At 71.5% G+C, this 15716-nt stretch carries 14 protein-coding genes; 7 read left to right on the top strand and 7 right to left on the bottom strand.

Annotated elements, in window-relative coordinates:
• Window positions 1-76 precede the first annotated feature (76 nt).
• Genes K330_RS0114730 through K330_RS22910 form a run of 3 tightly spaced genes read right to left on the bottom strand, consistent with a single transcriptional unit; the run spans window position 77 to window position 3322 of the window.
• On the bottom strand, window positions 77-1201 hold the full coding sequence (locus tag K330_RS0114730) for a calcium/sodium antiporter (RefSeq protein ID WP_022922581.1): 1125 nt from the start codon (window positions 1199-1201) through the stop codon (window positions 77-79).
• Window positions 1202-1220: 19 nt separating this feature from the next.
• Window positions 1221-1886, bottom strand: coding sequence for a response regulator transcription factor (locus K330_RS0114725; RefSeq protein ID WP_029202713.1), 666 nt, complete (start codon window positions 1884-1886; stop codon window positions 1221-1223).
• Window positions 1883-3322, bottom strand: coding sequence for a sensor histidine kinase (locus tag K330_RS22910; protein ID WP_051145631.1), 1440 nt, complete (start codon window positions 3320-3322; stop codon window positions 1883-1885). The genes K330_RS0114725 and K330_RS22910 overlap by 4 nt, the downstream gene beginning before the upstream one ends.
• A 436-nt stretch (window positions 3323-3758) precedes the next feature.
• Here K330_RS22910 and K330_RS0114715 point away from each other — a divergent pair, with 436 nt between their 5' ends.
• Complete coding sequence (locus K330_RS0114715; protein ID WP_022922580.1) at window positions 3759-4502, top strand: esterase family protein; 744 nt, start codon at window positions 3759-3761, stop codon at window positions 4500-4502.
• A gap of 129 nt (window positions 4503-4631) precedes the next feature.
• Here K330_RS0114715 and K330_RS0114710 read toward each other — a convergent pair whose 3' ends face one another.
• From K330_RS0114710 to K330_RS22905, 4 genes are all read right to left on the bottom strand, one after another.
• Window positions 4632-5270: an SRPBCC family protein gene (locus tag K330_RS0114710; RefSeq protein ID WP_022922579.1), complete on the bottom strand. Its 639-nt coding sequence runs from the start codon at window positions 5268-5270 to the stop codon at window positions 4632-4634.
• Entirely contained in the window at window positions 5267-5659 is a 393-nt protein-coding gene (locus K330_RS0114705; RefSeq protein WP_022922578.1) for an ArsR/SmtB family transcription factor, read from the bottom strand. Before K330_RS0114705 ends, K330_RS0114710 begins: the two co-directional genes overlap by 4 nt.
• Before the next feature lie 323 nt (window positions 5660-5982).
• Entirely contained in the window at window positions 5983-7830 is a 1848-nt protein-coding gene (locus K330_RS0114700; RefSeq protein ID WP_022922577.1) for an acetate--CoA ligase, read from the bottom strand.
• Window positions 7823-8596, bottom strand: a complete 774-nt coding sequence (locus tag K330_RS22905; RefSeq protein WP_084617591.1) for an IclR family transcriptional regulator — start codon at window positions 8594-8596, stop codon at window positions 7823-7825. The genes K330_RS0114700 and K330_RS22905 overlap by 8 nt, the downstream gene beginning before the upstream one ends.
• 139 nt (window positions 8597-8735) lie before the next feature.
• Between K330_RS22905 and K330_RS21580 the strand changes: the two genes are divergently transcribed.
• From K330_RS21580 to K330_RS0114665, 6 genes are all read left to right on the top strand, one after another.
• Window positions 8736-9653: an ABC transporter ATP-binding protein gene (locus K330_RS21580; RefSeq protein ID WP_022922575.1), complete on the top strand. Its 918-nt coding sequence runs from the start codon at window positions 8736-8738 to the stop codon at window positions 9651-9653.
• Window positions 9646-11604 carry an AMP-binding protein gene (locus K330_RS21575; protein ID WP_022922574.1) on the top strand — a complete coding sequence of 653 codons (1959 nt, stop codon included), beginning with the start codon at window positions 9646-9648 and terminating at the stop codon, window positions 11602-11604. The genes K330_RS21580 and K330_RS21575 overlap by 8 nt, the downstream gene beginning before the upstream one ends.
• Window positions 11601-12473 (top strand): branched-chain amino acid ABC transporter permease, encoded by an 873-nt coding sequence (locus tag K330_RS0114680; RefSeq protein ID WP_029202712.1) that lies wholly within the window; start codon window positions 11601-11603, stop codon window positions 12471-12473. The genes K330_RS21575 and K330_RS0114680 overlap by 4 nt, the downstream gene beginning before the upstream one ends.
• A 7-nt stretch (window positions 12474-12480) precedes the next feature.
• Entirely contained in the window at window positions 12481-13551 is a 1071-nt protein-coding gene (locus K330_RS0114675; protein ID WP_022922572.1) for a branched-chain amino acid ABC transporter permease, read from the top strand.
• A gap of 70 nt (window positions 13552-13621) precedes the next feature.
• Complete coding sequence (locus K330_RS0114670) at window positions 13622-14824, top strand: ABC transporter substrate-binding protein (RefSeq protein WP_022922571.1); 1203 nt, start codon at window positions 13622-13624, stop codon at window positions 14822-14824.
• On the top strand, window positions 14821-15681 hold the full coding sequence (locus tag K330_RS0114665; RefSeq protein WP_022922570.1) for an ABC transporter ATP-binding protein: 861 nt from the start codon (window positions 14821-14823) through the stop codon (window positions 15679-15681). Before K330_RS0114670 ends, K330_RS0114665 begins: the two co-directional genes overlap by 4 nt.
• Window positions 15682-15716: the final 35 nt, after the last annotated feature.

Below are 15716 nucleotides of genomic sequence, written 5' to 3'. Positions count from 1 at the left end.
GTGGGGAAAAGTCAGGAGCGGGGGCCGGTGACCGTGCAACGGGACCGATGAGTGTCGTCATGACGACACCGATCGGTCACGCTGACCGGGCCTCGGCCTCCTCCCGACGGCCCCGGCGCACCCCCGCCTCGAAGACCACCGTGCTGACCAGCGTCACGAGCACGAGCGGGAGCACGAAGACCACCATGACGAGCGTGAACCCCTCGAGGGCGTCGTGGTTGATCGCGTCGAGCACGACATACCCGACGTAGGCGGCGTAGAGGGCGATGAAGAGTGCGCCCTCCCATCGGGCGACGCAGAAGTCGGTCAGGACGACCGGCAGCAGCGCGACGCTGGCGGCCAGCATCAGCGGGATGTCCAGGGCCAGGGCGGCGCCCGGCACCGGCAGGCCGCCGGAGGAGATGACCGCGGGCAAGCCGAGGACCAGGCCGATGTTGGCGATGCAGCTGCCGACGACGTTGCCGACGGCCAGGTCGCGCTCACCCTTGACGGCGGCGATGACCGAGGCGGCCAGCTCGGGAAGGGAGGTGCCGACCGCGACCACGGTCAGGCCGACGACCAGACCGCTGACCCCCAGGGCCTCGGCGACCGAGACGGCGCCGGTGACGAGCTGGTCGGCGCCGACGACGAGCAGGCCCACCCCGCCGAGCACCAGCAGCAGGGAGACGAGCAGGCGGGCCGGGGGCTTGCCGGCGGACCCGTCGTCGGTCCTCTCGCCGCTGTCGCCCTCGCTCCTCGCCGCCCGCGTCCTGCGCCGGGAGATGACCACGGTCAGCGCGGTGTGCACGACCATGGCGGTCAGCAGCACGACCCCCTCGAGGGTGGACAGGCCCCCGTCGAACGCCAGCACCAGCAGCAGCCCGGAGAGGACGACGAGGAAGGGCACGTCGAAGCGCACCAGCTGCTCGCGCACGCTCAGCGGCAGCACCAGCGCGGAGATGCCCAGGATCAGCAGCACGTTGGCGATGTTGGAGCCGACGACGTTGCCGACGGCCAGGTCGGGCTGCCCGTCGAGGGTGGCGCCGACGGTCACCGCCAGCTCCGGTGACGACGTCGCGACCGAGACGACCGTCAGGCCGATGACGAGCGGGCTCAGGCCCAGACGGGCGGCCAGCGACGAGGCGCCGCGCACGAGCAGCTCGCCGCCGCCGACGAGCAGCACGAGGCCGAGGAGGATGCGGCCGGCGTCGAGGAGGTCCACGCGCCGAACCTAGCGGCTGTCAGGGCCGCACGAGCCCTGAACGGTAGGCCAGCGCCACGAGCTGGGCGCGGTCATGGGACCCCGTCTTCATGAGCAGCCGGGAGATGTGGGTCTTGATCGTCGACTCCGACACGTAGAGCATCGAGGCGAGGTCGGTGTTGGTCGGGGCGTCGGCCATGAGCCGCAGCACCTCGATCTCGCGTTTGGACAGGTTCTCCAGGGTGGGCCGTCCGGCGGCGTCGACGGGGGTGGAGTCGCGTAGCCGGTCGATGACCTTGGGCGTCACCGTGGGGTCGATCCAGGCGCCGCCGTCGGCGACCGCGCGCACCGCCTCGGCCAGTCCCGCCGGCGCCGCCTGCTTGAGCATGAAGCCCGAGGCCCCCGCCTGCAGCGCGCCGTAGAGGTTCTCGTCGGCGTCGAAGGTGGTGATGACCAGCACGGCGGTCACCGCGTCGGGGTCGTCGTGGTGCTCCTCGGTGATGCGCCGGGTCGCCTCGATGCCGTCGATGCCGGGCATGCGGATGTCCATGACGATGACGTCGGGCCGGTCGGCCCGGGCCAGGTCGACCGCCTCGGTGCCGTCGGCCGCCAGCCCGACCAGGTCGATGTCGGCCTCGGCGGAGAGCATCATCGCCAGGCCGTCGCGCACCTCCTGCTGGTCGTCGGCCACCACCACGCGGATCACGGCAGGAGCCTGCTGTCGATGCCGTCACGGGCGAGGCGGACGCGGGCCACCGGTCCGGTGGTCGTCGAGGTCCCCTCGCCGGGGCGCCCACGGCCCTCGCGCGGACCGGCCAGGCGTGCCCCGTGGCCGGTGTGCAGGTCGGCGGGGCCGCCGGCACCCGTGCCGCCAGCGGGTGGGGGCGCGGGTGCAGGGGCGAGGGCCGGCCGGACCGTGGGGGTCAGCGGCAGGACGGCGGTGACGACATACTCCGCGCCCAGATCGCCCGACTCGAACGAGCCGCCGATGAGCTCGACCCGTTCGTGCAGGCCGGCCAGCCCGCGGCCGCCGGGTCCGTGCGGGTGCTCGCCCTCGTGCCCGCCGCGGCAGCGGACCTGCAGCTGCAGGCTGTCGGGCTGCCAGTTCTGGAAGATGTCGACGATCGCGCCACGGCCCCCGTGCTTCATCGCGTTGGTGAGGGACTCCTGCACGACACGGTATGCCGCCAGGCCGACCGAGGGGTCGAGGCGCACGGGCGTCCCGGCCGTGTGGACCTCGACGACCAGGCCGCTCTGGCGGGTGACCTCCACGAGCGGGGCGATCTCGGCCAGGCCCGGCTGCGAGCCGGGCTCGGCCTCCGCGGCGTCGACGTCCTGGCCGTCGCCGCGCAGGACGCTGAGCAGGCGGTGCAGCTCGCGCATGCTCTCCGAGCCGGTGTTCTCGATGGTCGCCAGGGCCCGCTCGACGGTCTCCAGCCGGGGGTCGGTGGCGTCCTGGCGCAGCCCGGTGGTCACGGCCTTGGCGCCGGCCGCCTGCATCATCATCGCGCTGACCGAGTGGGCGACGATGTCGTGCAACTCGCGGGCGATGCGCTGCCGCTCCTGCGCGGCCGCGTGGGCACCGTGCTCGGCGAGCTGGTCGGGCAGGTCGGCGACGGCCAGGGAGGCGTGCAGGTCGCGGCGCCCGAAGACCCAGATGGAGTAGGCGATGCCGGTCAGCAGGAGGAAGCCGAGCCAGATGTCGTTGTCCCCGAAGCCGGTGTAGAGGATGAGGCCGGTCACGGCCACCGCGACGGTGAGCAGGAGCGCGGCAACGGCCGGTCCGCGGGGGCGCAGCAGGGCCGCCGCCGTGTAGAGGGCGACCAGCACCCCGGACATCGGCAGGGCAGGGACGGCCATCTGGGTGAAGGCCAGGGAGAGCGCGCTGATCCCGACCAACGCGAGCAGGGGCGAGCGCCGCCGCAGGAGCAGCGCGGCATACACGAGCGCGAGGATCGGCACGAAGACCGGGATGGAGGTCTCGAGGGACCCCCAGAGGAGGAACTCGGAGCCGTCGCGGCCCTCGGGTCCAGGGATGACCGTGAGGAGGTCGAGGAGGAAGGCCGCGAGGGTGACGAGGACGAAGCCGATGCGTCGACCGGTCGGGAGCGGGGCGGCGCCGGACGTGATCCAGAGGGACATGGCCGTCGTGCTCCTTCCCTATGGCGTCAACGGGTGACCAATCTTTAGCAGACACCGGGCCTCACCGGCAGGGGATCGGCCGTGCCGTAGGGAAGAAGCTGTTGATGTGCTCGTCCCTGCCGCCCCCTGCTGCGACAGGGACGAGCACATCGTGCGGTCGAGCCGGCGGTGTGGCAACACCCCGTACGCCACCATCGTCATGGCCTGTCCCCTGGCTTGTCGACCGTGTCTGTGCGACGCCCTACTCGTCGCGTTGTCACGGTCTGCCAATACCAGGCCTCGGCTTCTGACCTGCACAGGAGACAGTGTTGTGTGCCTCACACCGACCCCGCGTCATCCTGTGGGTGGATTTCTCCGGTCGGGGGTCGTGGGTATGTGGCAGGCTGGGCGCACCGTTCCGCGTGCCGGCGCGGACCACCCCTGACGGAGGAGTGCCATGGAGCGCGTGCAGGTCGAGCTCGACACCGAGGGCGTGGGGCGGGGGTCGGTCATCCGCTACGGGCACTGGGGCCGGCCGGTGCTGGTCTTCCCCTCCGAGGCCGGGCGCGCGTGGGACTTCGAGAACAACGGGATGATCGACGCGATCGCCCACCTCGTCGAGGGTGGCCGCGTCAAGGTCTATGCCGTGGACTCGATGGACCACCTGACCTGGTCGGACAACAGCCTGCCGACCGAGGAGCGGGCACGGCGGCACGGCGTCTACGAGCGCTGGATCACCGACACGGTCGTGCCGCGGATCGCCGAGGACTCCCCGGGGCACGGCGGGGTCGTGACGACCGGCTGCAGCATGGGCGCCTTCCACGCGGTGAACATGGGCCTCAAGCGGCCCGACCTCTTCCCCGTGGCGATCGGGCTGTCCGGCAACTACGACCCGACGTCCTGGCACGGCTGGGGCGAGATGGGGGAGGCGACCTACTTCGCCAACCCCTGCGCCTACGTGCCGGGGATGGGCGGCGACCACCTGCAGTGGGTCCGCGCCCACGCCAACATCCTGCTCGTCGTCGGCCAGGGCGCCTTCGAGGTGCACCCGACGAAGTCGTTGCCCGGCGCCCACCAGCTGGCCGACCTGCTGGCGCAGAAGGGCATCCCGCACGAGCTCGACCTGTGGGGCCACGACAGCGCCCACGACTGGCCGTGGTGGCGCAAGCAGCTGGCGCACCACCTGCCGCGCTTCTGCTGAGGTGCGCGCGTGCACGAGCCGCTCAGGTGAGTGGGCCGTGCACGCTCCTCGCAGGTATGGCGTGCACAGCCCACTCACGTGCGTGCCTCGGGCCCGGCGACCCGCCCGAGGCCGGCCGCCGACCCGCCGTCAGCCCTGCGCCGGCACGTAGAACGCCGTCGTCGCCTCCACGTTGGCGTCGGCCGTCGCCGCGTCGGCTCCCGCTGCCTGGTGCGCCAGGCCCCACTGCCTGGCCGCCGCGATGTTGAACTCCATCACCGCCGGGTCAGCCGCGATCTCGTCCGGCGTCGCGGTCGGAGTCTCGCCGGCCAGGTGCAGCGCCAGCCCGAGCAACCCGCCGTCCCAGCCGACGCCCACCGCGCCGGGCCCGAACTGGTCCCACATCTCCGGCGGCATCTGCGCACGGTGCTCCAGGTCCAGCCGCGTGCCGCCGTCGCTCTCGACGAGCCGCACCTCGACCACGGACGTGTCGGCCGGCCCCGCCTCGCCCATCTCCCACGTCACGACCAACCGCTCGGGCTCCTCGCACTCGTGCACCACCCCGCCGGCGTTGCCCTCGAACTGGTAGCGCCCGCCGAGCCGCAGGTCACCGCTCACCGGCAGGAACCACCGCGACAGCCGCTCGGGGTCGGTCAGCGCGTCCCAGACCTCCGCGACGGGCGCGTCATACCTGCGCGAGAGCGTGACCACCCGCGCCGGCCCCGCCGGCACGTGCCCGTCGGCGACGCTCCGCTGCACCATCGTCAGCTCCTGCATCAGGTCCTTCATGCCATCCTCCTGGGTTCGTCCGCGGCGGGCGCCGCGTGGTCGGGGTCGGTCGATCGGGTATGGCGTCGCGCCCGCCGGCCGCGCGCGAGCTCGGTCTCGAGGGAGTCCAGCCGCTGTGACCAGAAGCCGCGCAGGTCGGCCAGCCAGCGCTCGGCCTCGGCGAGCGGCTCGCCGCGCAGCGCGTAGACCCGGCGCGGGCCGTCGGCGCGGACGGTGACGAAACCGGCCTCGCGCAGCACCCTGAGGTGCTGGGAGACGGCCGGCTGGCTGATCCCGAACTCCTCGCGGGCCAGCGCGACGAGGCCGCCGGCCGACAGCTCGCCGGCGGACGCCAGGTGCTCGAGCAGCCGCCGGCGGACCGGGTCGCCGAGCACGTCGAAGGCCTCCATGCCCTCATCCTGACGACGCCTCGCGTATAAGTCAAGACTTATATGCGGCCCGGGTGTGGGCTATCGGGGGTGCAGCGCAGGTGCCGAGGAGCGCGCAGGTCGCAACATGCCCGGGTCCGCCGACCTCACGGGTTCACGTGAACCCCGGAGGTCGACGCCGGTGGGCGGGTCGGCGGCACGCAGGCGATGGCATCTCGTCGACACGGGCGAGCACGCGACGTCGTCGGTGGGGCGAGAGGCGTGCGCACGACGTCGTCGGTGGGGCGACGGGCGTGCAGACGGCGTCGTCGGTGGGGATGGGGACGGGACGGGACGGTCGGGGGTCAGGGCAACGGGTGGCCGGCTGCGGCGAGAACCTGCTCCCAGGCCACCGAGCGCGGCGCCCCGGCCCGGTCGGGCGTCGCCAGCGTGGCGATCGCCGAGGCGCGCTCGCGGCGGCCCAGCTCGTCGCCGAACCGGTCGAGGACCAGCAGCGCGCGCGGCCGAGCCAGGCCGCCGAGCAGCTCACGCACCGCGTCCATGAGCTCCACGGCCACCGCGTCGAGGTCCGGCGACGGGCCTGCCTCCTCCGACAGCGTGACCGCGGCCACGAGCGAGCGCCCCAGCTCGGGGTCCTTGCGCCAGGTGACCTCGGCCTGCCGGACGTAGGGGTGGTCGGTCAGCACCTCGCGGACCTCACGCAGGGACACCAGCTGCCCCGAGATCGAGACGACGTCGTCGGTGCGCCCCAGGAAGTCGACGTGCCCCGAGGGGTCGCGCCGCGCCAGGTCGCCGGTCGAGTAGACACCGGGGTGCCGCGTCCAGTGCGCCACCGCCACCTCGGCGACGTCACCCTCGACGCCGACCATCGTCCCGGCCCAGGGCGTGGTCAGCACGACCTCTCCGGCCTCGCCCTCCGGGACGACCGCACCGTCGTGGTCGACCATCGCCAGCCCGCAGTCGGGCAGCGGCGGCGCGTCGGCCAGGCCGGTGACCCGCACGATGCCGCCGAGCTCCAGCTGGCCCCACGCGTCGCCGACCTCGAGCCCCTCCCGCCCGAACGCTCCGCGCATCCAGGCCGCCAGCTCGTCCTCGACCGGCTCGCCCGCGGTCACCACCCGCCGCAACGAGGGCACCGCCGACACCTGCGGCATCTCCCGCGCCCACCCGCGCACGGTCCGCACCACCGACGGCGAGGTCAGCAGCACCTCGACGCCGTACCGGCCGATGATGTCCCAGGCCCGCTGGTGGTTGGGCACGTCGAGCGTCCCCTCGTACATCACCGTCGTGTCGCCGCACGCCAGCGGTCCGTAGATCCCGTGGAACTGCGTCACCGCCCACGCGATGTCGCCCGCGCACCAGAACGGCCCGCCCGTCGACACGTGCTCGTGCACGGCGATCGCCCCGGCCAGCATCGTCCCGGTGCCGTGCACGATCGAGACCGGCTGCCCGCCGCGGTTGGCCAGCGGCACCGTCGCGATCGGGTGGTCGACCGGCAGCGGCACCGCCTCGCCGCCGTCGCTGGCCACGCCCGGCCGCGAGGTCGCGAGCAGGTCGTGCAGCCACCGGTCGCCCTCGAACCACTGCACGTCCATGCCCGTGCGCCGCACCACGACCGTGTGCTCGATGCCGCCGACCGCGGCCATCGCCTCGTCGGCGCGCGCCTTGAGCGGCAGCACCGTCCCGTGCCGCCACGCGCCGTCCTGGGTGAAGAGCACCTTGAGGTCGAGCAGCGCCAGCCGGTCGGCCAGCGGCTCGGCCGGCAGCGGCGCGGGCAGCACCGTGTGCACCGCCCCGATCCGCGCGCACGCCAGCATCGCCACGACCGTCTCCGGCAGCCACCCCAGGTGCAGCCCGACGCGGTCGCCGACGCCGACGCCCATCGCGCGCAGCGACCGGGCCAGCGCCACGACCTGCTCGTGCAGCTGGGCGTAGGTCAGGCTCCGCCGGTCGCCCGGCTCACCCTCCCAGTGCAGCGCGACCTGGCCGCCGCGCTCGGCCAGGTGCCGCTCCACGCACGACACCGCCAGGTTGAGCTCGGCACCGGGCATCCACGTGCCCGAGCGCTCGCCGGCCTCCCACAGGCTCCGGTATGGCGTGAGCAGGCCGAGCCGCTCGCTCACCTCGGTCCACGGCCGGGTGGGAGGAGGGGTCCGCAGGCCGGTGGTCCCCGTGCCGTCACCGTCACGCATGGCCCAGGGTCCTTCCGGCGGCACGGGCGGCGCGGCCGAGGTGCGCGGCGACCAGCTCCACCCGCTTCGTGTCCTCGACGTCCTCCACGTTGGCGGCCAGCGCGGCGACCGTCGCGCCGTCACCGTCGACGACCGGCACCGCGACCTCGGCCGGCAGCATCGGGTCGGCGGGGGCCAGCGCCAGGTGGTCGGCCGTCGCCCAGGCCGCCCGCTCCCGCTCGGCCACCGCCGTCACGTCGGCGTCGGCCGCCTCCAGCGCCCGCTGCCACTCCTCCTCGTCGCCCCGCGAGACGAGCAGCCGGCCGCCGGCGGAGTCGAGCGCGCGGTGCACGCGGTGGGTGTCGCGGTAGGGGCCGCGGTCCTGCCCGTCCACGCGGTCGACATACACGACCTCGCCGCGCACGAGCGTCTGGACGTGGATGGTGGCGCCGAGCTGGTCGCGCAGCTGCGACAGGTAGGGCGCGAGGGCGCCGAGCAGCGGCAGCCGCGCGAGGTAGTGGTTGGACAGGCGGGTCAGCTCGGGCCCCAGCCCGTAGCGCGAGGAGCGCGGGTCCTGCACGACCAGGTCGGCGAGCACGAGCGAGCGCAGCAGCCGGTGCACCGTGGGGATGGAGAACGAGCTGCGCTCGGCCAGGTCGGTCAGCTGCTGGTAGGCCGGTCCCTCGCTGAGCAGCTCGAGCAGCTGGACGGCGTTGCGCACCGTGCCCAGCCCGCCCCGAGCCGCCGCGCCCTCCACGGGATCCCCCGCCGCGTCTGCCTGCTTCATGGAGCCATCTTCCACCAAGACACAGTCGATACCAACATGCGGGTAAAACTTCCGCTCAGAAGCACTTGTTTTTCAGATAGTGAAAACGTAGTGTCAGCATCGACATCTTCCCGTCACCGTCGACCGCGAGGAGAGCCCAGTGCTGACGAGGGCCTACCAGCATTCGCTGAACGGCAGCAGCCGCCCCGAGGGGCTGCCGCTGCTCGAGGTGGACGACATCTCCCTGCGCTTCGGCGGGGTCAAGGCCCTGACCAACGTGTCGTTCACCGTCACCCAGGGCCACGTCCACGCGATCATCGGCCCCAACGGCGCCGGCAAGAGCTCGCTGCTCAACTGCATCAGCGGCATCTACCACCCGCAGGAGGGGCAGATCCGCCTGCACACCGGCGGGGGGCAGGACTTCAGGGGCAAGGACGTCCAGGAGGGCCAGCACCTGCTGACCCAGCTGCCGTCCTACAAGGTCGCCCGCCTCGGCGTGGCCCGCTCCTTCCAGAACATCGAGCTCTTCTCCCACCTGTCGGTGCTGGAGAACCTCATGCTCGGCCGGCACATCCACATGCGGCACTCGGTGCTCGCCTCGATGCTGTGGTTCGGCCCCGCCCGGAAGCAGGAGATCGAGCACCGCCACCTGGTCGAGGAGGTCATCGACCTGCTGCAGCTGCAGTCCTACCGGCACAAGCCGGTCGGGGCGCTGGCCTACGGCATCCAGAAGCGCGTCGAGCTCGGCCGCGCGCTGTGCATCCAGCCCGCGCTGCTCCTCCTCGACGAGCCGATGGCCGGCATGAACGCCGAGGAGAAGGAGGACATGGCCCGCTACATCCTCGACGTGCACGAGCTCGCGGGGGTCTCCGTCGTCCTCATCGAGCACGACATGAACGTCGTCATGGACATCTCCGACCGCGTCAGCGTGCTCGACTTCGGCAAGCTCATCGCCGACGGCACGCCGGACGAGGTCAAGGCCGACCCGGCCGTCATCGAGGCCTACCTGGGCAGCGACACCGAGGACGACGAGGTCAAGGACGCCGAGCGCCGGATGCAGGAGCGCACCGATGTCTGAGCAGACCACCTTCCCCCGGCTCCTGCAGGACCTCGCCACCTCCCGCCCGGGCGACGTCGCGATGCAGGAGAAGCTCTACGGCATCTGGCAGCCCCTCACCTGGGCGGAGTATGCCGAGCGCGTGCGCGACTTCGCGCACGGCCTGGCCTCCTTCGGCGTGGGCCGCGGCGAGATCGTCGCGGTCCTCGGTGACAACCGCCCCGAGTGGCTCATCGCCGAGCTGGCCGCGCAGAGCATCGGCTCGGCCGTCGTCGGCATCTACCCCACCTCCATCGGCGAGGAGCTCGAGCACATCCTCTCGGTCTCGGCCGCGCGCGTGGTCGTCGCCGAGGACCAGGAGCAGGTCGACAAGCTGCTGCGGCTCAAGGAGGAGCACGGGGCCGGGCTGCAGATCGAGCGCGTCGTCTTCTACGACCCGCACGGACTGGAGGAGTACACCGACCCCTGGCTCGTCGACTTCACCGAGGTCGAGCGCCAGGGCCGGGCCTGGGGCGAGCAGCACGCCGGCTGGTTCGACGAGCAGGTCGCCGCCGGCAGCCCCGAGGACATCGCGGTCATCTGCACCACCTCGGGCACCACCTCCAAGCCCAAGCTCGGCGAGCTCTCGCACGCCAACCTGCTGGCGATGGCCGACCACCTCACCGACATCGACCCGGTCGACAAGTCCTTCCGCTACGTCTCCTTCCTGCCCTTCGCCTGGATCGGCGAGCAGATGCTCGCCGTCGCCTGCGGCCTCTCGCGCGGCCTGACGCTGTCCTTCCCCGAGGACGCCTCCACCCAGCGCGCCGACCTGCGCGAGATCGGCCCGGACGTCATGTTCTCCCCGCCGCGCATCTGGGAGTCGATGCTCTCGGAGGTCCAGGTCCGCATCGACGAGGCCGGCTGGCTCAAGCGCAAGGTCTTCGGGTGGGGGTATGACGTGGGCGACCGCGCCGCGCAGGCGCGCGTCTCGGGCAAGGCCTCCGGCGGGCTGATGGCCCGAGCCGCCGACCTTGTCTCCACCCGCCCGGTCCGCGACCAGCTCGGGCTGACCCGCGTCAAGCGCGCCTACACCGGCGGCGCCCCGCTGGGCCCCGACGTCTTCCGCTTCTTCCACGCCATCGGGGTCAACCTCAAGCAGATCTACGGCCAGACCGAGATCTGCGGCATCGCGGTCGTGCACCGCGACGACGACATCGCCTTCAACACCGTCGGCACCCCGATCCCGGGCACCGACCTGCGGATCAGCGACGACGGGGAGATCCTGCTGCGCTCGGCCTCGGTCTTCCGCGGCTACCACAAGAACCCCGAGGCCACCTCCGAGGCCGTCGACGCCGAGGGCTGGCTGCACACCGGCGACGCCGGCTACCTCGACGAGAACGGCCACCTGGTCGTCATCGACCGGGCCAAGGACGTGCTCACCGCTCCCGACGGCAGCCGCTACTCCAGCGCGTTCATCGAGAACAAGCTGAAGTTCAGCCCCTACGTCGAGGAGGCCGTGACCTTCGGCCCCGAGCGGGCCGGCCAGGGCATGACCGCGATGATCACCATCGACCCCGGCACCGTCGGGTCGTGGGCCGAGCACGAGCGCCTCAGCTACACGACATACACCGACCTGGCGGGCAAGGAGGAGGTCTATGACCTCCTCGCCGAGGAGATCACCCGCGCCAACGAGGACCTGCCCGAGCCGATCCGGGTGCAGCGCTTCGTGCTGCTGCACAAGCAGCTCGACCCCGACGACGACGAGATCACCCGCACCCGCAAGGTGCGCCGCAACGTCATCGACGAGCGCTACAAGGACATCATCTCCGCGCTGCGCGAGGCTCAGGACGAGGCCCGGATCTCCAGCCGCGTCACCTACCAGGACGGCAGCTCGGTCGTCCGCGAGCTGGCGCTGCGCATCTTCGACCTGACCACCTACGAGATCCCGCAGGGCCGGGGTCGCCGACCCGTCTGGAGCGGACGCCGATGAGCACACTGGTTGCCGTGCTGGCCTACGGGCTGGCCGACGGCGCGATCCTGGCGCTGGCCGCGCTGGGCTTCGTGCTGATCTACAAGGCCACGTCGGTCATCAACTTCGCCCAGGGCGAGTTCCTGCTGGTCGGCGCCTACATGTTCTACACCGCGTTCGTCGTCATGGGGCTTCCGCTGCTGGCCGCCGTCGTGGTCGGCGTCGTGGTCGCCACCATCATCGGCGTGCTGGTCGAGCGGCTCATCCTGCGGCCGATGATCGGCGAGAGCCCGATCAGCATCATCATGGTCACGATCGGGCTGTCCTCCCTGCTGCGGGCGGTGGTGCAGATGTTCTACGGCACCAGCCCCAAGTCGATGCCCAAGATCCTGCCGACCGGCTCGGTCAACATCCTCGGCGCGACCGTCCCGCTCAACCGGCTGCTGGTCATCCTCGTGGCCGCGGTCGTGCTGACCGCCTTCACGATCTTCTTCCGCCGCTCCCGGCACGGCATCGCCATGCGCGCCGTCGCCGACGACCAGCAGGCCGCGATGACCATGGGCATCTCGGTGCGCCGCATCTTCGCGATGGCCTGGGCGCTGGCCGGCGTCAGCGCGCTGATCGCCGGCGTGCTGCTGGCCGACATCTCCGCGGTCGACCAGAACCTCGCCGCCTTCGGCCTGCTCGTCTTCCCCGTCGTCATCCTCGGCGGCCTGGACTCGGTGCCCGGCACGATCGTCGGCGGCATCATCATCGGCCTGCTCAAGCAGGCGACGGCCAGCTACTGGGACCCGGGCCTGGCCACCGTCATCCCGTACGTCGTGCTGGTGCTGATCCTGCTGGTCAAGCCCTACGGCCTCTTCGGCGAGACCCGCATCGAGAGGGTGTGAGACGCACATGGCGATGACCGCGACCGGTGTGCACCACCGTTCCTACACCTCCGAGCTGCGGCTGCGGGCCACCCGGGCGGAGTACGTCCGCCTGGCGCTGATGGGCGTCCTGCTCGTCGTCGTCCCGTTCGTGCTCGACAACTACTGGATGTCGATCGCCAACACGATCCTCATCGCGATCATCGGCGCGGTGGGACTGAACATCCTCGTCGGCTACACCGGCCAGATCTCCCTGGGCCAGGGCGGCTTCCTGGCCGTCGGCGCCTACACCTCGGTGATCCTCTCGGACCGTATGGGGCTGCCGACACCGCTGGCGATCGCCCTCGCCGTCGTCATGACCGCGGTCGTGGGCACCTTCTTCGGCCTGCCGGGCCTGCGGCTCAAGGGCCTCTACCTGGCGATCGCGACGCTGGCCAGCCAGCAGATCATCGAGTTCCTCATCCGCCGCGACTACGGCGACTTCCTCACCGGCGGCCTGGGCTACATCAACGTCGAGCGCCTCGGCTTCCTCGGCTTCCAGGTCGGCGGGCGCGACGTCTTCGAGCGGCAGTGGTACGTCATCCTCGCGGTGCTCGCCGTGCTCTCGGTGGTCGCCGCCCGCAACATCTTCCGCACCGGCCTGGGCCGCTCGTTCATGGCCGTGCGCGACCAGGACATCGCCGCCGAGGCGATCGGCGTCAACCTGACCCGGGCCAAGCTGACCGCCTTCGCGGTCTCCTCCGGCTTCGTCGGCCTGGCCGGCGCGCTGACCGCCCACTACAGCGAGGTCGTCTCCTGGGAGAAGTTCACCCTGGAGGTCTCGATCCTCTACCTGGCGATGATCATCGTCGGCGGCCTGGGCAGCATCGCCGGCGCGGTCTACGGCGCGATCTTCATGACCCTGCTGCCCGTGGTCATCCGCAACGTGGCCAACGCCCTGGAGTCGGTCGTGCCCTTCCTGGGCAGCCAGCTGCCGGCGGTGCAGAACGCCACCTTCGGCCTGGTCATCATCCTCTTCCTCATCATCGAGCCCCGGGGCCTGAACCGGCTCTGGGAACGGATCAAGGAGTACTTCCGCTTCTGGCCGTTCCGCTACTGACCTCCCACCCACCGCACCTCCCCAGACCCCAGCTCCACGTCATACCCGTGTCACCCACCAAGGAGAAATCATGACCCGCACCTCACGCGTGGCGTTCGTGGCCGCCTGCTCGGCGCTCGCCCTGGGCCTGTCGGCCTGCGGCAGCGACGGCGGCGGTGGCGGCGACGACGCAGCACCCATCAAGATCGGCATCATCGCCGACCTCACCGGCGCCACCGGCGACGTCGGCAGCCCCTACAACGAGGGCATGCTCGCCTACATCGACCACATCAACGCCGAGGGTGGCATCGAGGGCCGGATGATCGAGGCCGACTCCAACGACTACGCGTATGAGGTGCCGCAGGCCGAGGACCTCTACCGCCAGTACGTCAACGACGGCGTCGTGGCCATCCAGGGCTGGGGCACCGGCGACACCGAGGCGCTGTCCTCGCGGGTGGCCAGCGACGAGCTGCCGTTCATGTCCGGCTCCTTCGCCGAGACCCTCACCGACCCGGAGGAGGCGCCCTACAACTTCGTCGTCGCGCCGACCTACTCCGACCAGATGCGCGTCGCGCTCAACTGGATCAACGAGGACTCCGGCGGCTCCGGCGAGGTCGCCGTCTTCCACAACGACAGCCCCTTCGGCCAGGCGCCCGTCGCCGACGGCGAGGCCTGGATCGAGGAGCAGGGCTACGACCTGGGCTACCAGGCCTACCCGATGCCCGGCGGCCAGCAGAACTACGTCGGCCTGCTGTCCCAGGCGCAGAGCCAGGGCGCGAAGTACATCGTCATCCAGAACGTCGCCAGCCCCGCCGCGCTCGTGGCCAAGGACATCGCCGACCAGGGCCTGGACATGAAGATCGTCTGCCTCAACTGGTGCGCCAACGAGCTGTTCATCACCACCGCGGGCGAGGAGGCGGCCGAGGGCCACATGCTCATCCAGCCGTTCGCCCCGCTGGTCGCCGAGAAGGAGGGCCACGAGGTCATCAACACCTACCTCGAGGAGGAGGGCATCGACCCGGCCACCATCGGCACCTCCTGGGTCCAAGGCTGGTACGTCATGCACGTGATGGCCGAGGGCATCCGCGAGGCAATCGCCAGCGGTGACGGCGAGGTCGACGGCCCCGCGATCCGCGAGGCGCTGGAGACCATGGGCGAGATCGACACCGGCGGCGTCGTCGGCGACGGCACGGTGGAGTTCTCCGCCGAGTCCCACCGCGGCTCCACCGGCACCGGTGTCTACATGGCCGAGGGTGGCCAGATGGTCGAGGTCGAGGCGGGCGCCACGCCATGAGCACCGAACCGGTCCCGGCGGGGACAGTCCTGGCAGGGGGTGTCCCCGCCGGGGCCGGCCCGGCCATGCTGACCCTCAACAACGTCGAGGTCATCTACGACGACGTCATCCTGGTGCTGCGCGGCCTGTCGCTGCAGGTGCCCGAGGGCAAGATCGTGGCGCTGCTCGGCTCCAACGGCGCGGGCAAGTCGACCACGCTCAAGGCGGTCTCCGGGCTGCTGCCGAGCGAGCACGGCGAGGTCACCGACGGGTCGATCACCTTCGCCGGGCAGGACATCACCCGCATGGACGCCGCCGAGCGGGTCAAGCAGGGGATGAGCCTGTGCATGGAGGGCCGCCACGTCTTCGAGCACCTGACGATCGCCGAGAACCTCGTCGCCGGCGCCTACACGCAAAAAGCCGGCGCGTCCTCGGCCGAGGTCCTGGACGAGGTCTACACCTTCTTCCCCAAGCTGGCCGACATGCGCAACCGGGTCGCCGGCTACCTCTCCGGCGGCGAGCAGCAGATGCTCGCCATCGGGCGGGCGCTGATGGCCCGGCCCAAGCTGCTCATGCTCGACGAGCCCAGCCTGGGCCTGGCGCCGCTGCTGGTGCAGGAGATCTTCGGCTACATCCAGCGGCTCAACGCCGAGACCGGGCTGACCGTGCTCGTCATCGAGCAGAACGCCCGCCGCGCCCTGGAGGTGGCCGACCACGGCTACATCATGGAGCAGGGGCGGATCGTGCTCGAGGGTCCCGCGGCCGAGCTGCGGGAGAACCCCGACGTCAAGGAGTTCTACCTCGGTCTCGGTGACGAGGGCAGCCGCAAGAGCTATCGCGACGTCAAGCACTACAAGCGGCGCAAGCGCTGGCTGTAGCAGCCGGCAGCGTGCACTTTTCCGAACGGTGAGGA

The organism is Ornithinimicrobium pekingense DSM 21552, from assembly GCF_000421185.1.
In the GTDB taxonomy this organism is placed as follows: domain Bacteria; phylum Actinomycetota; class Actinomycetes; order Actinomycetales; family Dermatophilaceae; genus Ornithinicoccus; species Ornithinicoccus pekingensis.
This window is presented reverse-complemented; position numbering and strand designations above follow the sequence as displayed.